Source organism: Burkholderia sp. SCN-KJ, from assembly GCF_024656005.1.
In the GTDB taxonomy this organism is placed as follows: domain Bacteria; phylum Pseudomonadota; class Gammaproteobacteria; order Burkholderiales; family Burkholderiaceae; genus Burkholderia.
Genome location: NZ_JANKOG010000002.1, coordinates 48,835 through 75,181, shown reverse-complemented (window position 1 = coordinate 75,181; position 26,347 = coordinate 48,835). Strand labels below are relative to the sequence as shown.

Genomic DNA, 26,347 nt, shown 5'->3' with positions numbered 1-26,347 from the left:
TTCTCCTCCGTTTTTTTATGAATGCTTCGGTCGCGCGACGCTTTCCGTCAAACGCCGAGACGGCGACGCACGACTTCGTCGAAAATCGCGACGCCGATCGGTGCCACGTCGTCGTTGAAGTCGTATTCGGGGTGATGGCACATGTGACCGCCCTGCCCGAGAAAGAAATAACAGCCGGGCCGCGCCTCAAGAAAGCGCGCGACGTCGTCACCCGCCATCAACGGTGCCACGTCGGTCAGCACGTTCGCCGCGCCGACCACGGTCTCGGCGGCTGCCATGACACATCGCGCCGGAGCTTCCGCATTGATCGTGGCCGGCGTGCCGTGAGAAATGTCGAGATCGATCGCGCATCCGTGCGATAGCGCAACGCCGTCGCAGATCTCTCGCATGCGCCGATGCACGCGCTCGCGCGCCAGCGGCGACAGCGCGCGCGTGGTGCCTTGCAGCGACGCGCGATCGGGAATGACGTTCGCCGTCGCCCCCGCAACGAACTGGCAGATGCTCAGCACCGCGCTGTCGAGCGGATCGATCGCGCGGCTGACGACGGTCTGCAATGCAGTGACGAGCAACGCGCCGATGGCGATCGGATCGACGCTACGATGCGGCGTTCCGCCATGACTGCCGATGCCGCGAATCTCGATCGAGAAAAAATCCACCGCGGCAAGCTGCGATCCGACGCGCACGCCGATCTTGCCCGGTTCGAGCTGCGGATGGTTGTGCAACCCGTAGATTTCGTCGAACGGGAAACGCGCGAGCAACTGATCGTCGAGCATCGCCTGACTGCCTTTGACGATTTCCTCGGCCGGCTGGAATACCAGCACGACCCGCCCCTTGAACTGGCGATGGCCGGCCAGCAGCTTCGCCGCGCCGAGCAGGATCGCGGTGTGTCCATCGTGACCGCAGCCATGAAACAGTCCGTGATGGACCGAGCGATAAACCGGCCGGCCCTCCTCCTGGATCGGCAGCGCATCCATGTCGGCGCGCAACGCAATCGTGGGGCCCGGCCCGCCGTTACCGTCGATCACGCCCACCACGCCGGTGCGGCCGATTCCGGTATGCGTATCGATGCCGAACGAGCGCAGCAACTCCGCGACGAACGCTGCCGTGCCGGTTTCCTGAAACGCGATTTCCGGACGACTGTGAATCTGTCGACGCCACGCTTTCATGTCCTCGGACAGTGCGGCGACGGGTGTACTGATCTGCATGGAACGATTCCTCGGGGATTGCTGCCGCGCGGCAAGCGCGACGTGGCTGAACGAACCTGTCGAACAAGGCTCGACGTTCGCCCGATTCTAGAAATCGCAAAATATGCGGTCCAATGCAAAGTTTCGGCATTTCCTATGCAGAGAGCACATAGGCACGCGACGACACCGGCGGATTGGTCGGCCGCCATGCGCAGCGACCTCCGTGAGCGCAAATGCGGTCGCCAGATCAGATAGCCGCCGAATTGGTAGACACGCTACCTTGAGGGAGTAGTGGCGAAAGCTGTGCGAGTTCGAGTCTCGCTATCGGCACCAGAACACGGTTGCACCGTGTTTCGGGCACGTTAAAAGAACCGCGACAGCGCAAGGCTTCGCGGTTTTTTTATTGCATCGGCAAACCGGTCCGATGCGTGGACCGGCGCGTCATCGAAGAACGAGACGCGGCTGCCGGCTGGCGTCGCGCCGTCGATGCGCGAAACGGCGGCCCGGACACGCAATGCGCGCCGACACGGCGTCGCAGACCGCGTCCGACGGCGATCCGGTTGAATTGTTCGATTGAATGGAATCAGATTGCGGTTTTCGGCTCGCGGACTGCTCGCACGAGCGTGACGCGCCAGCATCCAGCCGCCGCCAGCGACAACCCAATCGCCACGAAGATCGCGACACGCACGCCTGCGCCCCGCGTCTGCGCGGTGCTCATCAGCGCGCCGAAGATCGCCACGCCGAATGCCGAGCCGCTTTGCCTGCTCGCATTGAGCACGCCAGCCGCGATGCCCGCACGGCTCTTCTCGACGACGCCCATCATCGCGGCCGTGACGGCCGGCGTGATCACGCCCGAGCCGAATCCGACCGCGGGAAAACACAACGCCACGCGCCAGTACGGCGCATCGCTCGCCAACGCCAGCAACCCCGCGAAACCCGCTGCGTAGAGCAGGAATCCCGCGACCACGACCCGGCGCGCGCCGAACGACCGGCACAACCGGCCTGCCGAGAAACTGCCGGCCGTCACCAGCACGGTGAGCGGCAGAAATGCGAGACCGGTCTGCAACGGCGGCCAGCCGCGGTTCTCCTGGAAATACAGGCTGAGCAGGAACAGCAATCCGTAGAAAATCAACGCCGACACCAGTGAGACGAATACCGATGCGGAAAACACCGGAAGACGAAACAGGCCGGGCGGAAGCATCGGTTGCGCGCGGCGGCGCTCGATCGTGACGAAACCGGTCCAGGCCGCGACGGCCAGCACGATGCCGCCGAGAATCGGCGTCGATCCCCATCCCAGTTTCGCGCCCTCGATCAGGATCGCAACGGAACTTCCGAGCGCGATGATCGCCGCCACCTGGCCGGCAAAATCCATATGCGCCCCCCCCTGGCGATGCGATGCGCGAGGAATGTGCGTCGTCAGCCATGCACCACAAACGGCGAGCGGAACGTTCACGAAAAAGATGCTTCGCTATCCGAACCAGTGGATCAGGAGACCACCCGCGAGCGGGCCGGCCGCCATCGCGATGCCGCCACAACCGGCCCAGACGCTGATCGCCCCGGCCCGCTCCTGTGCGTCCGGGTATCCATCTTTTTCTCTCCGGTTCTAGGTGTGATTTGAAGCGAACTACCGAGTCAGCCGCACTTCAGGTGAGCGCGGTCTGCCTGCGCTGGCGGGAGGTATCCCGCGCCAGAAGAAAAACACGAGTGTGCCTGCGAGCGCCTGTGCACCGACGACGAATGCGGCGCAGCCCACCCAGCCCCAGCGATTCCATGCGGGAACGGGCAGGACCGAGCCGAGGCTTCCGCCAAAGTAGTAGAAGGACAGGTAAATGCCGATCGCCGTCGATCTTGCACCCCGTGCCGCTCGCGAGATGAACGCATTGGCCGACGCCTGCTCGACGAACACCGCGGTGGAACTGAGCGCGAGACCGGTCAGGATCGCGCTGACACTGCTCGACAGCGTCAGCAGTGCACCGACGATCGCGAGCCCGGTCGCCGCGAGGGCGAGATCGCGCGGGCCGCGTTGCGCCGCAACGCGGCCCGCGAGCGGCGTGACGACGACTGCGACGAGAAATACCGCATAGATCGCGCCGATCTCGACCGTATTGAAGCCGAATGGCGCACCGGCCAGTCGTAGTCCGACGAAGGTGAACGTCGCGACTTGCGATGCGAGCACGCATGCTCCGATCAGAAACGACGCGAGCAGCGGGCCACGCGTCAAGAGCGTCCAGCGAGACGTCGACGCACCTTCGTCGTCCGGACGCGCGGCGCCAGACGCCGGCAGGCCCGCGTGGATCGCGAGGCCCGTTGCGAGACACAGGAACGCGACGAAATCGAGCGCGTGACGCCAGCCGAACGCGGACGTCAGGGTATTGGTCACGAAGCGTCCGGCGAATCCGCCGAGCGTCGTGCCGGCGACGAAGAGCGCACTGACTTCCGTCGCCGCGTCGTGACTGAAGATCTCGCCGATGCAGGCGATCGAGATCGCGAAGATGAACGGCATCAGCATGCCCGCGGCAAACCGGGCAGCGAGGAACGATGAAAAGCTCGCCGCGTGCGCGGACCAGAGAACGGGGAGCGCACATGCCACAGCGGCGCACGAAATGACCGTTCGGCGATCGAAGCGGGCAGCCAGCGCACCGACGAACGGAGCGATAATGGCAACCGCCAAGGTGGTGGCGCTGATGCCCTGACCCGCCTGTTCGGCGCTCACGTGGAATGCCGCAGCGAGTTCGTGCAGGATGCCCTGAGTCGAATAAAGATTGAGAAAAGCCGCAAATCCGCACAGGAAAAATGCGAATCGAATGGTTCTGTTGCCCACTGGTGACGCCCTATCTAGTTTGTATGACAGTCTGACGAGTGGGCGACACGCGTGCCAATACTGTTTTCATGGCCATTGATACCGAAAAGACAAGAATGCTCGACCTACGCCGCCTCCGCTATTTCGTGACCGTCGCCGATGAATTGCACTTCGGACGCGCGGCGTTGCGTTTGCGTATCGCCCAGCCGCCTTTGACGCGCCATATCGCCGCGCTGGAAACTGACCTAGGTATCCGGCTGTTCGAACGATCGACACGCGCGGTCCAGCTCACGCCGGCAGGCGCACTGTTTCTCGAACACGCGAGGAGCGTCATTCATGCAGTCGACGAGGCGGAGGCAACGGCGCGCAAGATGACGCAAGGGATGGTCGGTCGTGTCGTGATCGGCTATGCGAGTTCCATTCCGATGTCCGACGCGTTTTCGGACATCATCCGCAAGGTGAGCCGCAGCATGCCGGAAGTCGAGTTGGCGTTTCGGGAAGTATCGACCGCGAGTCAACGCCAGCAGATCGCTGTCGGCACGATGGACGTCGGATTCGGCTGGTCGGCGGCAAAGACGTCCGGGGAGGGCATCCGGTCCCTCGTCGTGTCGCGGGAGCCGCTCGTCGCCGCGGTCCCAGCGCAGAGTCGACACGCGGGTAAGGCGACGATCGCGTTCCGTGAACTCGTCAAGGAGAATTTCGTCACGTTCCCGGCGGGTTACGGTTCCGCGCTGAATGCGGCGCTCGAGGATCTGTGCGCCCAGGAGGGGGTTGCGCCGCAGATAGGGCCTACCGCATCGCAGATGACGACGCTGGTGTCGCTGGTGGCAGCGGAACGCGGCGTCGCCATCGTGCCCGGCTTCACGTCGACGCTACAACGCTCGGGCGTCGCCTACGTGCCGCTGGCGACGCCGCATGTTCTCGAGTTGGTCGTCACATGGTCCGAACCGTTCTCGTCGACCTGCGTCGGGCAGTTCATCGAATTCGCCAGGTCGGCCGCGGCCGGCTAGGCTTCCAGGCCCTTCTGCACGTACCACGACAACGGCAGTGTCAACAGCAGGACTGAGGCCAGCGCGAGCAGCGCGGTCGGGACTCCCGCGATGTCGCCCAGACGGCCGAAAAGAACCGGCGACAGCGCGCCGCCGCCGATTGTGCCCGTATAGAACAAGGCGAACGCCTGCTCGCGCTTGCCGACACCGGCCAGTTCTGGCACGACGCCGTAGAGCACGGACGATGTTCCGTTCAGCGCCAGTCCAAGCAGCGGCAGCATCGCCATCATGGCGAAGAGTGGCGAGAACACAGCGAGCACGACCAGCAGCGACGTGGCGGACTCCGTGAGCCACACCGTCTTCATCATCCCGATGCGCGCCCCCAGATAGCCGCAAAAGAGCTTGCCGAACGCGCCGCCCACGAACAGCAACGTGAGCGCAAGACCGATACCGGCAGTGCCAGCCCCCTTGCTTTTGAGCAGGAACGGCAGAAACGTCAGAAAGCCCATCCGCACGGCACTGTCGAGGGTGCCGGTCGCGAGCAGCGCACGCAAGCCGCCGGACGAACCGCTGCCGGTGGCCGCTTTCGGCGTCTTGTCGCGCGCCGCGCGCGACGAGTCGCGCGGCGGAATCAGCCACCACAGCAGGCCCGCCGAAACCACGCCCAGCAGGCCAATCAGCGTGGCGCCGGTTCGCCACGTCACGACCGTCAACAGAAGGCCGATCAGGCCCGGTATCAGCGTCTTGCCGATGTCTCCGGAGAAGTTGTATTGGGCCAGCGCCTCCTTCACGCCTCCGCCTGCCTCGTGGGAATCGGTGACCATCGACGATGCCAGAGGATGCTGCGTGCTGGCGCCCAGGCCGCCCAGCGCCAGTGTGATCAGCAGTACCGTCAGCCCATCGGCCTGACTGGCGATCAGGTAGGCAACGCCCGCGAGGGCGGTCCCGGCCACTAGCATGCGCTCGCGCCCACATCGCCGCGCGGCCCGGCTCGCAAGCAACTGAAAACTCGCCATCACTCCGGAATAGAGCCCGCGTAACAAGCCGATCTGCGCGTAATTGATCGCGAACTGCGCCTGCCAGATCGGAAGCAGCACGTAAATGACGTCGGTCAGCCCGTCGTGTACGGCGTGCGCGCCGCAGGCGGCGATCAGCGAGCGACGACGGGACGGATCGGGGCCATGCAGTGCCTCACGAGAGACTTCGCTTTTCAAAGCGCTCATTTCATTGATTATGTGCCGGATGTTGGTCGCGGTTCGCCATCATTCCTGGAGACCAAGCGGCGGAGTAGCGAGCTCATTGAGATGGAAGCATCGCGAATTTGCCGCAGGCGATCGGCAATTCAGACACGCCGATCTGTGCTTCCGGCTATCGACGATATCGATGTGCTCGCTGATTGCGCGCAGTGCCTGGCTGCACATAGGAATGTGTTGATGATAAACCAGAACGTCCCTCGGTCGGCCTGCTCGGGTACTCGAGCAGGCCGGTCGTGTTCGAACTGCTCGATGAGCTGCTCGCCACGATCACCGACTTCTCCGGCGTTCATTTCACGAATAACTGTGCGAATTGCGCGTGTCACGTGTTAACGCGCGAGCGGAATTGCCCCACTTGGCCGGGTAGTTTGCATCTAAATTTGACCCAGGTGATTGAATGTCCTGCTCAATTCTTGAGCAAGGGGCATGGGAGTGATCACGGTGGACAGGCTGGCCAAGATCAGGCGGATGTATTTCCGCGAGAAGGTGCCGCTGCGAAAGATTGCACGCGAACGGGGCTGTCCCGGAACACGAGCCGGACGTGGTTGCGACAGCCAGAAGCGACTGAACCGAAGTACCTCAAGCGCAAGGGTCCGAGCGTGGTGGATGCGTGGGCCGGGCAGCTTGAGGAACGACCGATCACCCACACGCCCTACCCCGTCCTCACAGCACCGGCAACACCGCCCGAATATGCTCCGCAAACGCCGCCGTCAGAAGCGACGGCCGCTTCCGGTCGAACCGCAGCGTAATGCCGACCGCCGGCAGCGGCGGCAATCCGCGATCGCCGGCGAGGATCGCGAGATCCGCCGGCACCGCCGTCTGCGTCATCACCGCGAACGCCTGCCCCGAACGCACCAGCGCGGTCAGCCCCGCGAGGCTGCTGCTCGCATACGCGACGCGATAATCGCGGCCGGCGCGATGCAGCGCCTCACAGGCCGCGATGTGATCGAGCGTATCGGGATCGGACAGCGCGAGCGGCAACGGATCGAACCGCGCGGCATCGAGCCCCGGATAGCCGATCCAGACCAGTTGCTCGCGGCGGATGAAGTCGCCGTCCGAACCATCGTCCGGCACGGACACCATCGCCAGATCGACCGCCCGCTTGTCGAGCTGTTCGAGCAGCCGCGGCGTCGGCCCGCACACGACCTCGACGATCGCCTGCGGATGCTGGCTCGAGAACTGCCGGAGCAGCGACGGCAGGAACACGCCCGCGTAATCGTCCGGGCAGCCGAACCGGATCGTGCCCGACAACCCGGTGCCGCACAGGTCGGCCATCGCCTCGTCGTGCTGCCGCAGGATGCGCTGCGCATGCACGAGCAGCCGCTCGCCAGGATGCGTGAGCAGCACGCCGCGGCCGGTGCGCTGGAACAGCGGCTGGTCGACGCTTTCCTCGAGCCGCCGCATCTGCTGGCTGAGCGCCGACTGCGTGCGGCCGACCCGCGCCGCCGCGCGGCTGAGCGAGCGCACCTCGGCGATGACGACGAACGAGCGCAGCAAGTCGATTTCGAGCGAACGTGCCAAGGTATTAGCTCCTTTTCTACCTTGCATAAGAACTATTCGTTTCCATAAAACCAGACCGGCGCCTAGACTGCAAGCGATCCTTGGCCCTTGTCCGGAGAAGCCCGATGTCCCTGAACGACGACGCAACCTTCTGGCACAACGCCAGGCAGCACCTAATCCGCTACGGCGGCACGTTCGAGCCGATGATCATCGAGCGCGCGCAAGGCAGCTTCGTCTACGACGCGGACGGCCGCGCGATCCTCGATTTCACGTCGGGACAGATGAGCGCGGTGCTCGGGCACAGCCATCCGGAGATCGTCTCCGTCATCAACGAATACGCGGGCAAGCTCGATCACCTGTTCAGCGGGATGCTGTCGCGCCCCGTCGTCGACCTCGCGACGCGCCTCGCCGACCTCACGCCGCCCGGGCTCGATCGCGCGCTGCTGCTGAGCACCGGCGCGGAATCGAACGAAGCGGCGATCCGGATGGCGAAGCTCGTCACCGGCAAGTACGAGATCGTCGGCTTCGCGCAGTCGTGGCACGGGATGACGGGCGCGGCGGCATCCGCCACGTACAGCGCAGGCCGCAAGGGTGTCGGCCCGGCCGCCGTCGGCTCGTTCGCGATTCCGGCGCCATTCGCGTACCGGCCGCGCTTCGAGCGCAACGGCACCTACGACTATCTCGCCGAACTCGACTACGCATTCGACCTGATCGATCGCCAGTCGAGCGGCAACCTCGCCGCGTTCATCGCGGAGCCGATCCTCAGTTCGGGCGGCATCATCGAACTGCCGGAAGGCTACATGGCGGCGCTCAAGCGCAAGTGCGAAGAGCGCGGGATGCTGCTGATCCTCGACGAAGCGCAAACCGGCGTCGGGCGCACCGGCACGATGTTCGCGTGCCAGCGCGACGGCGTGACGCCCGACCTCCTCACGCTGTCGAAGACGCTCGGCGCGGGGCTGCCGCTCGCGGCGGTCGTCACGTCCGCGCGGATCGAGGAACGCGCGCACGAACTCGGCTACCTGTTCTACACGACGCACGTGTCGGACCCGCTGCCGGCCGCGGTCGGCCTGCGCGTGCTCGACGTGGTGCAGCGCGACGGCCTCGTCCAGCGGGCGAACGTGATGGGCGACCGGCTGCGGCGCGGGCTGCTCGACCTGATGGAGCGCTTCGACTGCATCGGCGACGTGCGCGGGCGCGGCCTGCTGCTCGGCGTCGAGATCGTCAAGGACCGGCGGACGAAGGAACCGGCGGATGGCCTTGGCGCGAAGATCACGCGCGAGTGCATGAACCTCGGGCTCAGCATGAACATCGTGCAGTTGCCGGGCATGGGCGGCGTGTTCCGGATCGCGCCGCCGCTGACCGTCAGCGAAGCGGAAATCGATCTCGGGCTGTCGCTGCTGGAACAGGCGATCGCACGCGCGCTGTAACCCCGCCGCCCGTCGCTGCCGCACGAAGCGCGTACGATCTGCGTACACTATCCGGCAGGCAACGACGACGGGCAGCGAGGCGAGCGATGGCGAGCGCGGCAAACGACAACGGCACGAACGAACACTGGCTCGTCGCGCGCCGCGATCCGGAAACGGGGATCGAAAGCCTGCGCGCGCATTTCAGCGGGCATGCGTACGATCCGCACGATCACGACGACATGCTGATCGGCTTTACGGAACAAGGCGTGCAGCGTTTCCAGTGTCATCGGTCGCTGCACACGAGCGTGCCGGGCCGCGCGATCCTGATCGAGCCGGGCGCGCTGCACGACGGCCATGCGCCGGAAGCCGGCGGCTTCACCTACTCGATGCTGTACCTGCCGCAGGCGTGGGTCGAACGTGCGGCACGCCGAATCGATCTTCCCGGCCTGAGCGGCGTCGAAGCCGCGTTCGGCCATACGCTCGTCGACGATCGCAGCCTCGTCGACGCGATCCGCCACGCGTTTCTCGCGATCCACGGCAACGAAGGCAAGCTCGCGCGCGACCAGACGCTCGACCGTCTGCTCACGCGCCTCGGCAGCCAATTGCGCGATTCGGTCGCGGCAAGCGCCGACACGAGCACGCGCACCGTGCCGCCGGCGATCGTGCGCGTGCGCGACCTGCTGCACGCGCATCTGGACGGCAACCTCGGCCTCGACGAACTCGCCGAACTAGCCGGCATCGATCGCTTCCGGCTCACGCGGCAGTTCCAGCGCGCATACGGCACGTCGCCGCACGCGTACCTGGTTCGCCTGCGCCTGCGCGCGGCGCGCCGGCTGCTCGCGGCGGGCCGCACGCCGGCGCAGGCCGCCGCGGACGTCGGCTTCGCCGACCAGAGTCACCTCGGCCGCTGGTTCCGCCGCGCGTACCGGATGACGCCGGCCGCCTATCGGCGCATGTGCACAAACGTTCCAGACTGATCGCGCCGGCCATCCGATCATGAGCGCTCCAACGAGGAGCACTCATGTTCGATACGAAAGTGGCATTGATCGTGCGCGACGATCTCGCGGCGTGGCAGAAACTCAACGTGGTCGCATTTCTCGCGACGGGCGTCGCGGCCGGCGCGCCCGAAGCGCTCGGCGAGCCTTACGAGGATGCGGCCGGGAATCGCTACGGCCGCATGTTCGGCCAGCCGATGCTGGTGTTCGCGGCCGATCTCGACGGCCTGCAGGCCGCGCATCGGCACGCGCTGTCGCGCGAAGTCAGGATCGTGCCGTACGTGCGCGCGATGTTCTCGACCGGGCACGACGCGGCCAATCGCGAAGCGTTTCGCGCCGGGGACGCGACGAATCTCGATCTGGTCGGCCTTGCATTGCACGGGCCGAAGAAGGCCGTGGATAAGGCCGTGAAGGGTCTGGCGTTGCACGCGTGAACCCGGCGTCCGGCTCGCTGCCGCGGGCCGCTTCCATGCCTGCCCGCCGCGCCCGGCCGAACCGTTCGCCGTGCTTGCTGGCGAGCCACACGCCGAGCGCGACGACGACGATGCCGAGATAGGTCGTCACCGGAATCCGGTCGCCGAACATCCACGCGGCCCAGGTCAGCGTCACGGGCGGTTCGAGATAGACGAGCGTCGCCACGCGCGTCGCGGGCATGCGCTTGAGCAGCGCCCATAACGTCAGGTAAGCGATGAACGTCGAGAATACCGTCAGCCACACGACGGACAACCAGACGTTCGGCTGCGTCGGCACATGCAGATCGCCGGTGACGAGCCCGCATGCCGCGAACAGCACGAGGCTCACGCACCCCTGCACGAACAGCGGCAGAAACAACCCGTCCTCGTTGCTGCGCGCCGTCGTGAGCGCGCGCCGCCGCTGATAGATCGTCGCGATCGACAGCCCCAGCGCGGACACCAGCGGCAGCATGTACATGACGATGCCGACCGATTCGGTCGGCAGCGCGTATTGCCCGCCGATAACGATGCCGACGCCGATGAATCCGAGCACGAGCCCGGCCCACTGGCGCGCGCCGCTGCGCTCGCTGCCTTCGAACGTCGTCATCGCCGCCGTGATGAGCGGCTGCAACGCCGCGACGATCGCCGCGATGCCCGGCGGCAGCCCATGCTGGATCGCGACGTAGACGCAGGCCAGGTAGAGAAACTGCGACAGAAAGCCGATCACCGCGTGATAGCGGATCTTCTCCAGCGTCAGGCGCCCGAGCCGCCTGTTGAGGACGATCGCCAGACAGAGCGTGACGAGCAGAAAACGCCAGAACAGCAGGTTGAACGCACCGGCCGTCTCCGCGCCGAGCTTGGCACCGATGAAGCCGGAACTCCACGACAACACGAAAACGAGCTGGATCAGGAAAAGCTGCATCGGAACGGCGCCCCTCAGAACGTGACCGTGGATGTGTGCGCGTCGCCCAGCTCGTCGAACCGGATCGGTTCGAGACCGAGGCGAAGGTACTGCATCGCGGCGTCGTCGCGGAGGCTGCGTTGCAATGCCAGCCAGTTGACGACCGTGCGCGGGATGCCGTCGTCCGACGCGAGATGCCAGAAGCCGTTGTCGTCCTCGCGCGTGTACGGGCAATGAAACGACAGCACCAGCGACATGCGCCGCCCTGCCTCGACCGGTTCGACGCCGTGAAACAGCTTGCTGCCGTAGATCAGCAGCGCGTCGCCCGCCTGGCTCAAATCCGCCGTCTTCACATGCGCGCGTTCGCGATCGTGCCGATCGAACGTCTCGGCAGTCGATTCGTAGAACAGAAAGTTTCCGCCCTCGTATTCGGATCGATCCGACAGCACGATGTTCAGCACGAAACTGGTGCCGTCGGTGTGCCACATGCCGACCTGTTCCTTGTCGTCGCGCTCGCGCGTCGGGTAGTAATAGTTGAACTGCGAGCGCGCATTGATCATCGGATACGGAATCAACGGCGCGCCGGCCAGACGCGACAGCCGCAGCAGGAACGCGCGGTCGTGCATCATCGCGTCGATGAAGCGCGAGCGGTTCGTCACCGCACGCACCCGCTTCGAGATGATCCAGTTGCTGTGCGACGCGCTGCGTTCCAGCGTGCGGCCGATCTCGCGCAGCGCGTGAACCGCTTCGTCGGAGAACAAACCGCGCAGGCTGCACACCGCGTTGAGCGCGTTCGACCGCGTGCCGCGCATCGGCACGTCGCGATAGCCGAGATCGTCGAGGTTGCGGCGATACCGCACCTGATAGCCATCGCGCAGAAGGCCGCTCGTCCAGCGCATCCGTTCCGCAACGGTAACCGTGTCGTCCGCGACATTCGCGTCGCCGGCCAGCGAGGTCCGCAGCGCAAGCCTCACCCGATCGAACCCGCGCGCAAACACCGGCAGTGCATGTCCCTTGTTCATCGCGTGCCTCGCTCTCGTCGTTGCGGCCCCGGGGCGCTAGCCCTTGAACTGCGCAATCTGGTACACGACGCTGCCGTCCCCGCTGCGCAGCTCTTCGATCACCCGGCAGTTGCCGTGGCTGCTGCGCACGTGGCGGAATTGCTCGGGCGTGTATTTCAGGCAGACGTTGGTGATCAGATGCCCGTGGACGCCCGCCTTCGATACCGGCTGCAGCGTAACCGCAACGTGGAACTGATCGCCCAGCAGGTTCAGCCGGACGATCGACACGTCATGCTCGCCGTGCGGCTCGAAGCCCTGCTGCCGGCTCACGACTTCGGAGAACCGCACCATGTTCTCGTTGCGGTAGAAGTCGTAGATGTGCGCTTCGCGGCCTTCGACGAACAGCTGCATCTCCGACACCACGTAGGTCGACTTGCCGCCGAGATTGCGGATCAGCCGGCCGATCGTCACCGGCAATTCGTTGCCTTCCTGGAACCCGAGCATCGTGATGAAGGTCATGTCCTGGCCCAGATCGATGTGGTTCCACTGCACGTTCCGGTAATCGTCGGCGATGTAGTTGAAACAGCCGGGCGTCTTCAGGAACGGCATGATCGCGTCGCGCATCGCGTGTTCCGACGACTCGTTGATGTCGACCGCCGTGTAGCGCAGATGGTCCGGCCCGCCGCCGCTGACGCCCTTCATCAGTTCGGTCGTCTTGACCGGCTCGGGCCCGAGTTCGATGTAGTGAACATGGCGGCCGCGCGACAACGTGGCGAGACGCTCGCTCAACGCACCGATCGCTTCCCGCAACGATCCTTTTCCGTTGTGATCCGCACATAATGCAGGACTCCGAACCCCCAATTCGTTCAGATTCCGCATCAAGGAGAAGACTTCACGCCCCGCCTCGCGCTGCCGCGCGGCATCGTCCGTGCGCTGCAACGTCGAATACTTCTCGTGATTCTCGACCGTCCATACCGACTCCGCCTTCAGCTTCCTGTCCCGCACCAATGCATCCACTACAAAATCATTGATAGACATGAATCGTTCCCCGGGATACGTGTCACGCTCGATCGAATGCCTGCCGTCGTCCGCCTGTTGACCCGAGGATAGGGAGGCGCAATAATTCCGTCAATCGACATTACCTGAATCACTGATTCGGAAAATCAAAATCATGCCGCGCACCCTGGACGTCGACCTGCTGCGTACCTTCCACGCCGTCGCGAAGCTCGGCCGCTTCAAGGATGCAGCTGCGTATGTAAATCGCAGCCCGTCGTCGGTCACCGCACAGATCCAGAAGCTCGAGGAGATGGTCGCGCAGCGGCTGTTTACGCGAAACAACCAGGCCGTCGAGCTCACGCAGTTCGGCCACAAGCTGCTCGGCGACACCACCGAGTTCCTGTCGAGCCACGACCGCCTGGTCGAATCGCTGTCGCCGCAGATCCTGACCGGCAAGTTGCGGCTCGGCATCCCCGATTCGTATGCCGCGCATTTCATGGCGGAATTCCTGCCGCGCTTCGCCGCCGACCGGCCGTTGCTCGAACTGACCGTCGAAGCGCGCTCCAGCGAGGAACTGCAGCAGCTGTTTTCCCGCGGCCAGCTCGACATCACGATTGCCGTCGTGCCGAAAGCGCTGCCGCACGCGGAACTGCTCAGCAAGACCCATCCGGTGTGGGTCGCCGCGCGCACCTTCAAGTTCAATCCCGACGCGCCGCTGCCGATCGCCGTGCAGCTGCAGGGATGTCCGTACCGCGATACCGCGCTGAACGCGCTGAAGAAGGCGAAGATCGCGCACCGGATGCTGCTCGAGAGCGCGAGCTCGCCGGCGGTCGAGGCGTGCATCGCGAATGGCCTCGCGGTCGGCATCATCGAGCACGATCGCGTGTCCGGCAACCTGACGAGCAACGTCGCGGGGATCGCGCTGCCGGATCTGCCGCCGCACCTGATCACGATCCTCACGGACGACAGCAATCGCGCCGCGCTGCATTTGCGCGACGTGCTGAAAAGCACGTTCAGGATCGGCTAGGGTAGAAAAGTCATCAGCAGGTCGAGGCCGAACCGCTGCTGATAGAGGTGTCTCGCGTCGTCGTAGTGATTTTGCGTCGATCCGAGTGCTTCGCCAGGTGTAGTCGAAATTGCTACGATCGAAGCCGAATCGGCTACACCATTCCCGTAGACCGCCGGCCCGTTGCAGGCCGGCGGCTTTCTCTCGTCAACCGCCGAGATACGCCTGCTTGATCCGGTCGTTCGCGAGCAGGTTCGCGCCCGTGTCGGCGAGCACCACGCGCCCCGTTTCGAGCACGTAGCCACGATCGGCCACACCCAGCGCCTTGTTCGCGTTCTGCTCGACCAGGAACACCGTGACACCCTCGTCACGAATCGTCCGGATGATGTCGAAGATCTGCGCGATCACGAGCGGCGCGAGGCCGAGCGTCGGCTCGTCGAGCAGCAGCAGGCGCGGCTTGCTCATTAGCGCGCGGCCGATCGCCAGCATCTGCTGCTCGCCGCCCGACATCGTGCCGGCCCGCTGCGCCGCGCGTTCCTTCAGGCGCGGAAACAGCTTGAACACGTGCTCGATGCCGTCGTCGATCTCATGACGGCTCGCGAAGAACCCGCCCATCTTCAGGTTCTCGAGCACCGTCAGGCTCGGGAACACGCGCCGTCCTTCCGGCGAGATCGCCATCCCCTGCCGCATGATCTGGTGCGTCGACATCGCGGTAATGTCGTTGCCCTCGAACAGCACGCGGCCCGACGACGCGCGCGGCGTGCCGCACACGGTCATCATCAGCGTCGTCTTGCCGGCGCCGTTGCTGCCGATCAGCGTGACGATCTCGCCCTTCTTTACCTCGATCGACACGCCCGCGAGCGCCTCGACCGCGCCATAGTGCGTATGGACCTGTTCCAGCTTCAGCATCACTCTTCCCCCAGATACGCCTTGATCACGCGCGGGTCGTTGCGGACCGCTTCCGGCGTGCCGATCACGATCGGCCGGCCGTGCTCCATCACGAGGATGCGGTCCGACACGCCCATCACGAGGCTCATGTCGTGTTCGATCAGCAGCACCGACACGCCGAACTCGTGGCGCAGCTTGTCGATCAGGTGCTGCAGCTCGATCTTCTCCTGCGGGTTCAGACCGGCCGCCGGTTCGTCCAGCATCAGGAGACGCGGCTCGGTGATCATGCAGCGCGCGATCTCCAGGCGCCGCTGGTGCCCGTACGACAGCGTGCCGGCCTGCCGGTTGGCGACCGACTTCAGCCCCATCCGGTCGAGCCACACGGCCGCGCGTTCGAGCGCTTCCTTCTCGGCGCGACGATACGCGGGCGTCGAGAACAGGCCCGGCAACAGCCCGGACTTCACCTTGCGGTGCTGCGCGACGAGCAGGTTCTCGACCACCGTCAGCGACTTGAACAGGCGGATGTTCTGGAACGTGCGCACCAGGCCCTTCAACGCGATCTGGTGGCTCGGCAGCCCGGCGATCGCGTGGCCGTCGAGCACGACGTCGCCGCCGGTCGGCTTGTAGAAGCCGCCGACGCAGTTGAACACCGTGGTCTTGCCCGCGCCGTTCGGCCCGATGATCGCGAACACCTCGTTGCGGCGCACGTCGAAATCGATGCCGTCCACCGCGAGCAACCCGCCGAAGCGCATCTGCAGCCCGGCGACCTTCAACAGTTCCGTATTCGCGCTCATTGCGGCAGCTCCACGTGGGGACGGCTCGCGGGCAGCAGGCCCTGCGGACGCCACATCATCATCAACACCATCACCAGGCCGAAGATCAGCATCCGGTACTCGGCGAAGCCACGCGCGACTTCCGGCAGCACGGTCAGCAGGATCGCCGCGAGGATCACGCCGAGCTGCGAGCCCATCCCGCCGAGCACGACGATCGCGAGGATCAGCGCCGATTCGATGAAGGTGAACGATTCAGGATTCACGAGGCCCTGACGCGCCGCGAAGAACGCGCCGCCGATGCCCGCGAACGCCGCGCCGAGCGTGAACGCCGACAGCTTGATGCGCGTCGGGTTGAGACCCAGCGAGCGGCAGGCGATCTCGTCGTCGCGCAGCGCTTCCCACGCGCGGCCCATCGGCATGCGGATCAGGCGGCTCGTCACGAACAGCGTGAAGCCGACCAGCACCAGCGCGATCAGGTACAGGAAGATCACCATGTGCTCACCGCTGTATTCCAGCCCGATCAGTTCATGGAAGGTCTTCGCGCCTTCGACGCTCGCCGAGCGCGCCATCTCGAAGCCGAACACCGTCGGCTTCGGAATGCTCGAGATGCCGTCCGGGCCGCCGGTGAGGCTCGTCAGGTTGTTTGCCAGCAGGCGGATGATTTCGCCGAAGCCGAGCGTGACGATCGCGAGATAGTCGCCGCGCAGGCGCAGCACCGGGAAGCCGAGCAGGAAGCCGAACGTCGCCGCGGCGATCGCCGCGATCGGCAGGCACTCCCAGAACGACAGCCCGAAATACTGGTTCAGCATCGCGTACGTATAGCCGCCGACCGCGTAGAACCCGACATAGCCGAGATCCAGCAGCCCCGCGAAACCGACCACGATGTTCAGCCCGAGGCCGAGGATCACGTAAATCAGCGCGAGCGTCGCGACGTCCACCGCACCGCGCGAACCGAAGAACGGCCACACGAGGCCGACCGCGAGCAGCACCCAGATGATCGCGCGCTGCTGCTGCGCGCCCATCGCGGGCATCGCCGGCAGCTTCACCGCCGATTTCGCGCGCACGAGCCACGGCTTGAACAGCTGGAACAGGAACACGGCCGCGACCGCGATCCACACCGGACGCCAGTGCGGCGTCAGCACCACCTGATAGCCGTCGAGCTTCAGCTGCAGGCCGAGCACCGGGATCGTGAGGATCGCCGTCAGCAGCGCGGCGGCCGCGGCATTCTTCAGCGCCTGGCCGACCGACGCGTCGGCGGCCGGGCGGCGAACGGAAATGACTTGACTCATCTGCGTCTCCCTCAGACCTTTTCGATGTCCGACTTGCCGAGCAGGCCGGTCGGGCGGAAGAGCAGGATCAGCACGAGCAGGCCGAACGCGACCACGTCCTTGTACTCGGCCGGCATGTAGCCTGCGGCGAAGGTTTCGGCGAGGCCCAGCAGCACGCCGCCGAGCATCGCGCCCGGGATGCTGCCGATCCCGCCCAGCACCGCGGCGGTGAACGCCTTGATGCCCGCGACGAAGCCGATGTACGGGTTCAGCTTGCCGATCGTCAGCCCGATCAGCACGCCGCCGACGGCCGCCAGCATCGCGCCGAGCACGAACGTGAACGAGATCACGCGGTTCGTGTCGATGCCGAGCAGGTTCGCCATCTTCATGTCTTCGGCGCACGCGCGGCACGCGCGGCCCATCCGCGAATGCGAGATGAACAGCGTGAGCGCGATCATCAGCACGACCGTCACGCAGACGATCAGCAGACGCGCATACGGAATCGTCACGTCGTAATCGCCGCCGAGATGGATGTCGAATGCGCCGGAGATCAGCACCGGCACGGACACGTCGCGCGCGCCCTGGCCGATCTGCACGTAGTTCTGCAGGAAGATCGACATGCCGATCGCGGAGATCAGCGGCACGAGGCGCGGGCCGCCGCGTAGCGGACGATAGGCAACGCGTTCGACCGCGAAGCCGTACAGGCCGGTGACGAGCACCGACACGATCAGCGCGGCGCCGAGCACGAGCGGCAGCGGATAACCGGCGGAGATGCCGATGGCGGTGAGGGTCACGAGGCCCACGTATGCGCCGATCATGTAGATCTCGCCGTGGGCGAAGTTGATCATGCCGATGATGCCGTAGACCATCGAGTAGCCGATGGCGATCAACGCATAGATCGCACCCAGCGTCAGGCCGTTGACCAGCTGCTGGGCGAATTGAGGAAAGAAGTCAGTCATGTGCGGGAAGCTCCCGTTGGCGCTGGGTCGCGTGCCGTCGCCGGATCACGGCGGTCGGCCGCGCGCAACGCACGGTGTCGTCTCGGGCCGCCCGTCGGCCGCGCAATGCGGTCATGCGCGGCGCGAATGCACGCCCGCCCCGTCCGGGTCTCGGACAGGGCGGGCGCGCGGGCGGGTACGCCGGATTACTTGGCGGCGGTCTTCGTCGCGTCCTTGTGCCACGTGTAGACGACGAACTTGAACGCCTTCAGGTCGCCCTGGGCGTCATACGCGACCTTGCCGATCGGCGTGTCGAACGTCGTCTTGTGCATGTACGCGGCGACCTTCGTCGGGTCGGTCGTCTTCGCGCCGGCGATCGCGTCGGCGATGATCTTCACCGCTGCGTACGACGGCATCTGGAACGGGCCGTTCGGGTCGCGCTTCTTGTCCGCGAACGCCTTCACGAGCGCCGCGTTGGCCGGGTCGGCCGAGAAATCTGCCGGCAACGTGACGAGCATGCCTTCCGAAGCCGGGCCGGCGATCGCCGTCACGTCCTTGTTGCCCACGCCTTCAGGGCCCATGAACATCGCCTTCACGCCCTGCTCGCGCGCCTGGCGCATCAGCAGGCCCATTTCCGGGTGATAGCCGCCGAAGTAGACGAAGTCGACGCCTTGCGACTTCAGCTTCGTGATGATCGCCGAGTAGTCCGAATCGCCGGCGTTGATGCCTTCGAACAGCACGACCGGGATCTTCGCGCCTTCGAGGTCCTTCTTCACCGACGACGCGATGCCCTGGCCGTACGACTGCTTGTCGTGCAGGATCGCGACCTTCTTCGGCTTCACGTTGTTGATGATGTAGTGCGCGGCGGCCGGGCCTTGCTGGTCGTCACGGCCGATCGTGCGGAAGATGAAGTGGCGCTTCTTGCCTTCCGTCAGCTGCGGCGCGGTGGCCGACGGCGTGACCATCACGATGCCTTCGTTCTCGTAGATGTCGGAGGCGGGGATCGTCGAACCCGAGCACACGTGGCCGATCACGTACTTGATCTTCTGGCTGACGATCTTGTTGGCGACGGCGACGGCCTGCTTCGGTTCGCATGCGTCGTCCATCTGCACGACTTCGAACTTGTTGCCGCCCGCGCCGCCTGCCGCGTTGATCTGTTCGATCGCGGTCAGCGCGCCGGCCTTCACCATGTCGCCGTATTGGGCGACCGAGCCGCTCATCGGACCAGCGATGGCGATCTTCACGGTTTCCGCTTGCGCGGCGGCGGCGCCGGCGGCGAACAGCACGGCGGCGACGGAAATGGACGTAAGACGGGACAGCGTCATCTGGGAGCTCCTCGATGTTGTTTAGTCATACGGGCAAAGGCGGCATGACTTGCGCAATCGAACAGCACCCGGGGCGAGGACATGGGACACGCCCGAGACACATGAAGACGGACCTGCGGATGGATGTTGCGTAGCGGGGCCCGGCTCTTGCAGTCCCCCAAGGGGGACGTCTGGTTCGGAAAGACATCGTGATGCGTCTTGCATTGCGCAAGCGTTTCGCCTGCCCCGCTTGCCAACTGCTTGTTCGGAGGGATGGTCCGACAGCCGTTGGCAAGGCAGTCGAAATTATATGGGGGTTTTTAAATCGTCTGTCAAAAATGCCGCTTCTATGAGGGAAAACACGGAGAAACTTGGCTCGCGCCAGGTGGCGATTGGGGAGCAACTCGGGTAGGCGGGGAACGTTTGCGGTGGGTGCAATTGGGTTGCGATTTTGGGTCTGGTTTTGGGGTTGTGGCTTGATGGGTGGGGCTTTGCGGCGATTTGTGGTTGTGGATCGTGCGATTTTTCGTTTTTTAGGGGTCGGTGCTTTTTAAATCAATCGACTGAGGATTGCGTGGGCGCGCACCAACGCGGGGCGGCGGGTTGGATCGGTTAATCCTTCCATATGCTGACGTTTACGACACATGCGAAAGCTCGTTGTTATTTTTATGAAATAATGCGAACTCGCCTCTGCAATCCAGCCAGCCTCCCCGCGAACCGCGCCCGCCGCGCTTCGCCGTCGCTTCAGGGCCGCTTCAACGCCCGTCCGCCGTTCAGTCTCGCCAGCCAGTGATCTGCCGTTTTTTCAATGCACATCACCTGCTTCGGATCGCATATGAATCATCCCTTCCGTCTTTCTTCCGCCGCCGCGCTTGCTTGTGCGCTTTCTGTTTCTACCGTCGACGCCTCGGGCCGCGATTCGCTGGTCGATCGCTCGGGCGGTGCCAACGTGTTTCGTTCGGAACGTCAGGCCGTGGCTCGCGATGATGGGCGCTCGGCACGCGCAACCCGACGCGTAAAGTACGCTGCGCCGGCTGAACGCAGCCCGTTCGATACGCCTGATGCGCGGCCGGTGCGTGTGTCAGGCGATACGCTCGAATCGCACACTCCGTCCGAACACGAATCCGATTTCGTATTGCCCGCGAATCGCGTTGCGCTCGGCGCGGGTGGGAGCGACAGCCTTGGGCGCGCTTTGCCCGGATATGAACAGCGCGCGCAGAACTGGGACGAATACCTGCGGGCGAATGGTTCGCGACCTGTCGGCAGCGGCGGCTCGTATGCACCAACGCGGACTTACGATGCCGCGCGCGGGCCGCACGGTACGCCGAATCCGTTTGATCCGTCAGTGCCGCAACCGGAGACCCGGACGTTCTACGACAACGGCGCCGGTACCCATTGCACGGCTACTGGTGGCGCGGGAACTTCGCGGTCATCGTGCAATATCGCCTGGTGATACATTGGGGCGGCCGATAGCGGCTACCCTGCCCGGCGCGCTGCGCGACGTCGCGCAGCGCGGCCGCATCTCGCGGCGTTGCCTTTTACAGTTTCGTGATGATCAGCCTGCCAGGCTCAATATCGATCCGCGCCTTCTGGCCGGGTACAAAACACGCATCTTCAATCAGCCACATTCCACCAATCTTCATGTACGGGTAGAACTTCTCCGGCTTGATATCCGTTTTCGGTGTACCCCACATTTCCTGGATCGTGACGAAACGTTCCGTCTTCGGTGGTCGTGCTTTATGATTCGGCTTAGCCATGGGCAACTCCTTGGTAGTTGGCTTTGGTTAGCGGGTCGCGAGTGTTGGTAGCACTTGCGGCCCGCGCTCGTTTACTGCGGCATGTTGATGATTTCGATTCCTCCTTTGTTGACAATTGATGAATCAACAGCATGCGGCGTTTACATTCGCGCACGACGCACACTCAGTTACCATCCGCTAGACACTCTCTATTAGACCATCGTATACGCCCGTTGTTTACGGCCGGGATGAACGTTAGCCACATGGTATAACACCATATCTAGTGGAGGGGATCTTGTAATTCCGCGCACAGCCTCACACTAGGTTGCCGAGCTCATCGAGCGATAAAAATCGGGAGGTAAGAGGTATTTCAGCGCGCTATGGGGATGCTTCTAGCTGCAATGCTTGAGTGCGATTGTCAAGTTAGCATAACTATCGATCCACATCATGACTCGACTGATCGGTCACGTAACAATTCACAACAAATCGATGAAACTCGGTTCATACACATAAATACAAACCGATAATGCTTATTTTATTATTGGACTGCAAATTATCAGGAATCTGCACCTCGATCCCCATCACCCTCTCCGTACCATTCGATCAAACTTGGACAATAGCATCGTACCCCATTTCATCGAGATGGCACACTCGAATCTCCGCATCATGAATGAGCGGGTTATCCCTAATACCTACGCCCTTTGCATTTCAAGGTACCATGAGAACGTAACAAAACGTTACAAGTCGCCAGCATTGATCTGACAGCTGTTCAACCAAAGCGAGGACCATAGAATGGCTTTATATAAGAATGAAAATCGCCTTACTAAATCAAGCGATGCAGCATTCGACGCCACGCATGCGCCAGGTTCGGCGGCACCGCATCCCGGAATTTATAGATGCACGAACTGCGGAGATGAAATAGCCATTGCTGGCGGTCACGTACTGCCGCCTCAAAACCACAAGCAACACAACCCCAATAACGGAAAAATCTCCTGGCAGCTTTTAGTTTACCCAGTTCAACAGTAAAAACATTATAACAACACACATTCACACCGATTCAATTAAATCCTTCAAAATCTTAACTAAAGGGCGAGCCACGATGGATCGCTCTTTTTATTTGGAGACACCGGAAACAGAAATCCCGCGAGCGACTTCAACACAAACTTGATCGCAGCGATTTTTGAAATCGACCACCAACCGCCAATTACCAATCGCCATCACACCATCTCAATGCCTTACGATTTAACTAGCCGCCTTGTAATCGGACTTGTGTCCAGCGCACTCTTCGACTTAACCGAATCAGATGAGGTATTTCGCAATGAAGGCGAAGATGCATATAGAGCATACCAGAGAAAAAAGCAGCACATCCCCCTCGAACCAGGCGTTGCCTTCGCATTCATTCGCCGCCTTCTCTCCTTGAATGAACTAAACAAAGACGATCCATTGGTTGAAGTTATTTTACTGTCAAGAAATGATCCAGATACCGGAATGAGGGTTATGGATTCGATAAAAAAATACCAACTTAATATTAGTCGAGCACTTTTTCTGCAAGGTGGAGCACCGCAACGGTATATTGCCCCACTCAATATAGCTTTATTTTTATCGGCGAATCAAGTCGATGTACAACAAGCAATACTCGCCGGGCACCCGGCAGGCCAAGTATTATCTGGCGTAACTCCTGGCGACAATGATTCTGGCGAACTTCGAATCGCATTTGACTTTGATGGTGTTATTGCCGACGATGCTGCCGAAGCGGTTTATCAAGCCCACAACCAGCTTGACGATTTTCATCAACACGAACAAGATTTAATCGATGTTCCACACAACCCTGGACCGTTGGCCGAGTTTTTAAAAAAACTTTCCACCATTCAGGAAATTGAGCAAAAAAGATTATCAAGCGACCCTCAGTACAAGCAAAAACTAAGGATCTCAATTGTTACAGCACGAAATGCACCGTCGCACGAAAGAGTAGTCAACACCATGCGAACGTGGGGCATATCGATCAACGAAGCATTCTTTTTGGGTGGCATCGAAAAGAAACTCGTCCTTGAAGTCTTGCAACCGCATATTTTTTTCGACGATCAGCGATTACATCTAGATGCCGCAGCAGGAACGCTCCCTTGCGTTCATATACCGTTCGGAGTACGGAACCGATGAGAGCAATTCTCGCTCGACCTCGCGCGTTCGCTGTCGCCGCAGATCGATATCGATAAAACGAAAGCCCACGCTTCGAAAAGCGTCGGTCGAATAAACGCACCCAACAAGATCGCAACACCGATATAAACCGTTCGCTTGCGGCAAAGCAACTACAAGCGAACTGATCCACCCAACTTAACGAGTAGCCTTATCAGGACGACGCCTGATTAGCGTAAAAACGCTTGATAGTTGATGCGGTTCGCGCGGTCGCCGCCCTGCCCGCGAAGATTTGTTTCGCGGGCAGGGCAGCGGCCAATGGAGATCATTCTTGAGCTTCGTTGGCCGTCCATGCCGCTGTCCTCGTTGTTTGCTGATTTCTCCGCACTGCTGCATTCCCCGCAATTTCGTGAACGCGCAAGTAACAGCGACCATGTCACCGAGCTTTACCGTCGTCCCAAACTGCCATTGCCGACGCTGGTGGCCGTCATGCTGGGCGGGATGCGTAAAAGCGTCCGCGCCGAACTCAATAAGTTCTTCGGCTATCTTCGGCAGCAGGCCAGTCTCGCGCATGAGGTTTCCGAGCAAGCTTTCGCCCGCGCCCGTGCCAAGCGGGCCAACACCGTGGTGCCTTACCTTAGCGACTGGTTGCTTGCACGTGCCGAGCGCGACGCTCGGGTGGCGCGCTGGCATGGCCTGCGCTTGGTTGCGGCCGACGCCACCGCCGTGCGCCTTGGGCTGCGCGCCAGTCATGTCCCGCGGGCCACTGCAGCCGATCCAATTGCAATCGGCCTCTATCTGCCGGGCGCCGAAATGATGCAGGCCGCTTCCCTGCACAGCCGAGAGTGAACGCCAGATGCTGTTCGAACATCTCGATCGGCTCAGCACGCAAGATCTGCTGTTGCTCGATCGCAGCTATCCTTGTCGCTGCTTGCCCGCACTCCTGAACAAACGCGGTATTTCGTTCTGCGTCCGCGTCGAGAAGGCCGGCAACGGCGGTTTCGCCTGCGTGCGCGACTTCCTGCGTTCCGGCCCGACCGAACAGGTGGTCCATCTGCGTGTCCCCGATTATCTCGACGCTGTCGATTACGAATGCGATAGCCAGCCAACCACGGTTCGGCCGGTACGCCACGTCGCCTCCACCGGCAAGATCCGTGTCCTGATGACCAACCGGTTCGACGCCGTGTGTTTCCCTGCCGCCATCATCGGTGATCTGTACCACCAGCGCTGGCGCATTGAGGAGACCGTCAAACGCCTCAAGCACCGATTCGCCCTCGAGCATGTTACCGGGCTGTCACAACTCGCTGTCGCGCGGCATCTCGCAGTCAAGATTCTGTGCGACAACATCCATTCGTTGCTCAGTCAGGCCGCCCACGACGCTGCGCAACTGCCCAGCGAAAGCCATATCAATCGCACCTTCGCCGTCACGGCCATGCGGCCCTTGCTTCCTCGGCTGCTTGGCCGAGCCACCGCGCGAGAACTCGCCGACGCCCTTGGCCTGCTGGCGCGGCGTACCTATCGTGCATCGCACAGCCAGAACGCTGCCTCGACCAACGCGACGCAAGCCGCACAAATTCATGGCGATGAAAACATGTTGACGTCACGCTCGCTTAAGTTGGATGGATTGGTGTGGCGAACTCAGTGCGTCCTAATCCGGCCATACATTGAGACAATCTGTCATCTGTCCCATTTTGACATCCAGAAATTCTTGCACCCCAGGTCCGGCCTCGGCATGCACGAGTAGGAATCTGTACTCGCGCTGGTATGCGAACCTGAAATCTTTAGAGTTGTAGTGCCTTACAAATGAACGCGGAGGAAGTTCATATGGATCAAAGTACTCAACAGGGTTGTGATGAAACATGCAACCAGGCATAAGCTCTGACGCGGCTCTTTCCAGTCTACGGGCGAACTCGTCAACGTCAGAGATAACAGCGCATCGGTCTACGTTGAATTCGGTAAGGAGCCGCCGGTCCCAGTCGCAGGACATGCAAAGCAAATAGTACGGAGGTCCGCTATGACTGGACTTAATGTCGCCAACGATAGAGATAGGTTTTCCGTCTAGAGTGGTGACCGTCGCATGATTTCCGTTGAGGAAACTGACCTTCGTCATCTCTTCATCTTGGCGCGCAATATCCTTTTCCAGCGTCGCGTAGAAGTCGGCGCGCCACATTCTGAGTGCTCCATGTTGGGCAAGTTCTGTGATGCGTTTCTCACTTGCAAAGCGGTAAAGAATGTCGCCGGCATTCGGATAACGTGGACGTGGAGGGTCGTCGCATCGTTCAAGCGTCGTCGGCACGGGAAGACCGATGGGAATTCCCTGACCTCTGAGATGCAGTTCCAGCCGTGTTTGGTACTCCTTCCGATACCAATACCAGGAACTCAGAAAGGTGTTTGAAGGAATGACATGGCGTTCTGACGACACGAGATGCACAAGGTTTTTGGCAATGCCGATGTATCGCCGGCACAAATCCGGGAGGGGCAGGTTGCTTAGATACCGATGTGTTCGGTACTCGAACTCCCAGAATTCCGGCTCATAGTGGAGCTTCGACTGCTTCCAGGAATTCATTGCAGCATCGGTAGGGTAAGCCTCAGGAAGTTGTAGCGGGTGGATTGTGTTTCTAGTCATCGCAGATCGATTGATAGGCAACAGCTTCGATAATGCCAGATAGCGACAGTCGCCTGGATATCGTCAAGAAGCGGCAGATCTACACTTGATAGCAATCAAGCCTGTACAAGCAAACGAATGATCACAACGACCATGACGTTCCATCTGCTTCAGAGGTCGAATGACCGCTAGCTGAGCGGAACTGCCGCCTGAATGTCG

Annotated in this window: 24 protein-coding genes and 1 pseudogene; 10 read left to right on the top strand and 15 right to left on the bottom strand. The window is 62.5% G+C overall.

Going from position 1 to position 26,347, the window contains the following annotated elements; genetic code table 11:
* Window positions 1–47: 47 nt before the first annotated feature.
* From NQV17_RS03675 to NQV17_RS03665, 3 genes are all read right to left on the bottom strand, one after another.
* Window positions 48–1,205: a M20 aminoacylase family protein gene (locus tag NQV17_RS03675; protein ID WP_257768965.1), complete on the bottom strand. Its 1,158-nt coding sequence runs from the start codon at window positions 1,203–1,205 to the stop codon at window positions 48–50.
* A 562-nt stretch (window positions 1,206–1,767) separates the two neighbouring features.
* Window positions 1,768–2,637, bottom strand: a complete 870-nt coding sequence (locus NQV17_RS03670) for an MFS transporter (RefSeq protein WP_257768963.1) — start codon at window positions 2,635–2,637, stop codon at window positions 1,768–1,770.
* A gap of 171 nt (window positions 2,638–2,808) precedes the next feature.
* Window positions 2,809–4,005: an MFS transporter gene (locus tag NQV17_RS03665; protein WP_308235168.1), complete on the bottom strand. Its 1,197-nt coding sequence runs from the start codon at window positions 4,003–4,005 to the stop codon at window positions 2,809–2,811.
* Window positions 4,006–4,100: 95 nt separating this feature from the next.
* On the opposite strand from NQV17_RS03665, the gene NQV17_RS03655 reads away from it, so the two are divergent.
* On the top strand, window positions 4,101–4,994 hold the full coding sequence (locus NQV17_RS03655; protein ID WP_257770207.1) for a LysR substrate-binding domain-containing protein: 894 nt from the start codon (window positions 4,101–4,103) through the stop codon (window positions 4,992–4,994).
* Here NQV17_RS03655 and NQV17_RS03650 read toward each other — a convergent pair.
* Together NQV17_RS03650 and NQV17_RS03640 are read right to left on the bottom strand one after the other, a co-directional pair.
* Window positions 4,991–6,196 carry an MFS transporter gene (locus tag NQV17_RS03650; protein ID WP_257768961.1) on the bottom strand — a complete coding sequence of 402 codons (1,206 nt, stop codon included), beginning with the start codon at window positions 6,194–6,196 and terminating at the stop codon, window positions 4,991–4,993. The genes NQV17_RS03655 and NQV17_RS03650 overlap by 4 nt on opposite strands.
* A 693-nt stretch (window positions 6,197–6,889) precedes the next feature.
* On the bottom strand, window positions 6,890–7,774 hold the full coding sequence (locus NQV17_RS03640) for a LysR family transcriptional regulator (RefSeq protein ID WP_257768959.1): 885 nt from the start codon (window positions 7,772–7,774) through the stop codon (window positions 6,890–6,892).
* 77 nt (window positions 7,775–7,851) lie between these two features.
* Here NQV17_RS03640 and NQV17_RS03635 point away from each other — a divergent pair, with 77 nt between their 5' ends.
* The 3 genes from NQV17_RS03635 to NQV17_RS03625 all read left to right on the top strand — a co-directional run bounded on the left by NQV17_RS03635 (window position 7,852) and on the right by NQV17_RS03625 (window position 10,561).
* Window positions 7,852–9,153, top strand: coding sequence for an aspartate aminotransferase family protein (locus NQV17_RS03635; protein ID WP_257768957.1), 1,302 nt, complete (start codon window positions 7,852–7,854; stop codon window positions 9,151–9,153).
* An 86-nt stretch (window positions 9,154–9,239) separates the two neighbouring features.
* A complete protein-coding gene (locus tag NQV17_RS03630; RefSeq protein ID WP_257768955.1) occupies window positions 9,240–10,109 on the top strand; it encodes an AraC family transcriptional regulator in 870 nt (289 codons plus the stop codon).
* Window positions 10,110–10,153: 44 nt separating this feature from the next.
* The gene (locus NQV17_RS03625) at window positions 10,154–10,561 is read left to right on the top strand and encodes a DUF2000 domain-containing protein (protein ID WP_082088634.1); all 408 of its coding nucleotides are present in this window, start codon (window positions 10,154–10,156) and stop codon (window positions 10,559–10,561) included.
* Between the two features lie 136 nt (window positions 10,562–10,697).
* Here NQV17_RS03625 and NQV17_RS03620 read toward each other — a convergent pair.
* From NQV17_RS03620 to NQV17_RS03610, 3 genes and pseudogenes are all read right to left on the bottom strand, one after another.
* Window positions 10,698–11,501: pseudogene (locus tag NQV17_RS03620) on the bottom strand (DMT family transporter); the annotation flags it as partial.
* 14 nt (window positions 11,502–11,515) lie between these two features.
* Complete coding sequence (locus NQV17_RS03615; RefSeq protein WP_257768952.1) at window positions 11,516–12,502, bottom strand: 2OG-Fe(II) oxygenase; 987 nt, start codon at window positions 12,500–12,502, stop codon at window positions 11,516–11,518.
* A 36-nt stretch (window positions 12,503–12,538) separates the two neighbouring features.
* Window positions 12,539–13,519: a hypothetical protein gene (locus NQV17_RS03610; RefSeq protein WP_257768950.1), complete on the bottom strand. Its 981-nt coding sequence runs from the start codon at window positions 13,517–13,519 to the stop codon at window positions 12,539–12,541.
* Between the two features lie 133 nt (window positions 13,520–13,652).
* Here NQV17_RS03610 and NQV17_RS03605 point away from each other — a divergent pair, with 133 nt between their 5' ends.
* Window positions 13,653–14,504, top strand: a complete 852-nt coding sequence (locus tag NQV17_RS03605) for a LysR substrate-binding domain-containing protein (RefSeq protein ID WP_044846850.1) — start codon at window positions 13,653–13,655, stop codon at window positions 14,502–14,504.
* 186 nt (window positions 14,505–14,690) lie between these two features.
* Here the strand turns inward: NQV17_RS03605 and NQV17_RS03600 are convergent, their stop codons facing one another.
* The 5 genes from NQV17_RS03600 to NQV17_RS03580 all read right to left on the bottom strand — a co-directional run bounded on the left by NQV17_RS03600 (window position 14,691) and on the right by NQV17_RS03580 (window position 19,675).
* The gene (locus NQV17_RS03600) at window positions 14,691–15,392 is read right to left on the bottom strand and encodes an ABC transporter ATP-binding protein (protein WP_044846849.1); all 702 of its coding nucleotides are present in this window, start codon (window positions 15,390–15,392) and stop codon (window positions 14,691–14,693) included.
* The gene (livG, locus tag NQV17_RS03595; RefSeq protein WP_044846848.1) at window positions 15,392–16,165 is read right to left on the bottom strand and encodes a high-affinity branched-chain amino acid ABC transporter ATP-binding protein LivG; all 774 of its coding nucleotides are present in this window, start codon (window positions 16,163–16,165) and stop codon (window positions 15,392–15,394) included. The genes NQV17_RS03600 and livG overlap by 1 nt, the downstream gene beginning before the upstream one ends.
* Window positions 16,162–17,433 carry a high-affinity branched-chain amino acid ABC transporter permease LivM gene (locus NQV17_RS03590; protein WP_044846847.1) on the bottom strand — a complete coding sequence of 424 codons (1,272 nt, stop codon included), beginning with the start codon at window positions 17,431–17,433 and terminating at the stop codon, window positions 16,162–16,164. The genes livG and NQV17_RS03590 overlap by 4 nt, the downstream gene beginning before the upstream one ends.
* Window positions 17,434–17,444: 11 nt before the next feature.
* The gene (gene livH, locus NQV17_RS03585; RefSeq protein WP_044846846.1) at window positions 17,445–18,371 is read right to left on the bottom strand and encodes a high-affinity branched-chain amino acid ABC transporter permease LivH; all 927 of its coding nucleotides are present in this window, start codon (window positions 18,369–18,371) and stop codon (window positions 17,445–17,447) included.
* Window positions 18,372–18,556: 185 nt separating this feature from the next.
* Window positions 18,557–19,675, bottom strand: a complete 1,119-nt coding sequence (locus NQV17_RS03580) for a branched-chain amino acid ABC transporter substrate-binding protein (RefSeq protein WP_257768943.1) — start codon at window positions 19,673–19,675, stop codon at window positions 18,557–18,559.
* 787 nt (window positions 19,676–20,462) lie between these two features.
* On the opposite strand from NQV17_RS03580, the gene NQV17_RS03575 reads away from it, so the two are divergent.
* Window positions 20,463–21,107, top strand: coding sequence for a hypothetical protein (locus NQV17_RS03575; protein ID WP_374692671.1), 645 nt, complete (start codon window positions 20,463–20,465; stop codon window positions 21,105–21,107).
* A gap of 85 nt (window positions 21,108–21,192) precedes the next feature.
* Here the strand turns inward: NQV17_RS03575 and NQV17_RS03570 are convergent, their stop codons facing one another.
* On the bottom strand, window positions 21,193–21,411 hold the full coding sequence (locus NQV17_RS03570; protein WP_044846844.1) for a hypothetical protein: 219 nt from the start codon (window positions 21,409–21,411) through the stop codon (window positions 21,193–21,195).
* Between the two features lie 771 nt (window positions 21,412–22,182).
* On the opposite strand from NQV17_RS03570, the gene NQV17_RS03565 reads away from it, so the two are divergent.
* The 4 genes from NQV17_RS03565 (at window position 22,183) to NQV17_RS03550 (ending at window position 25,267) form a co-directional block, all read left to right on the top strand.
* Window positions 22,183–22,416 (top strand): hypothetical protein, encoded by a 234-nt coding sequence (locus NQV17_RS03565; RefSeq protein WP_257768939.1) that lies wholly within the window; start codon window positions 22,183–22,185, stop codon window positions 22,414–22,416.
* Between the two features lie 138 nt (window positions 22,417–22,554).
* Entirely contained in the window at window positions 22,555–23,547 is a 993-nt protein-coding gene (locus NQV17_RS03560) for a 5'-nucleotidase (RefSeq protein WP_308235159.1), read from the top strand.
* A gap of 294 nt (window positions 23,548–23,841) precedes the next feature.
* Window positions 23,842–24,372, top strand: a complete 531-nt coding sequence (locus tag NQV17_RS03555; protein WP_257768937.1) for a hypothetical protein — start codon at window positions 23,842–23,844, stop codon at window positions 24,370–24,372.
* A 7-nt stretch (window positions 24,373–24,379) separates the two neighbouring features.
* Window positions 24,380–25,267 (top strand): transposase, encoded by an 888-nt coding sequence (locus NQV17_RS03550; protein WP_257768935.1) that lies wholly within the window; start codon window positions 24,380–24,382, stop codon window positions 25,265–25,267.
* On the opposite strand, the gene NQV17_RS03545 is transcribed toward NQV17_RS03550, so the two are convergent.
* Window positions 25,172–26,089, bottom strand: a complete 918-nt coding sequence (locus NQV17_RS03545) for a hypothetical protein (protein WP_257768922.1) — start codon at window positions 26,087–26,089, stop codon at window positions 25,172–25,174. The two genes, NQV17_RS03550 and NQV17_RS03545, sit on opposite strands and share 96 nt — an antisense overlap.
* Between the last annotated feature and the right edge of the window lie 258 nt (window positions 26,090–26,347).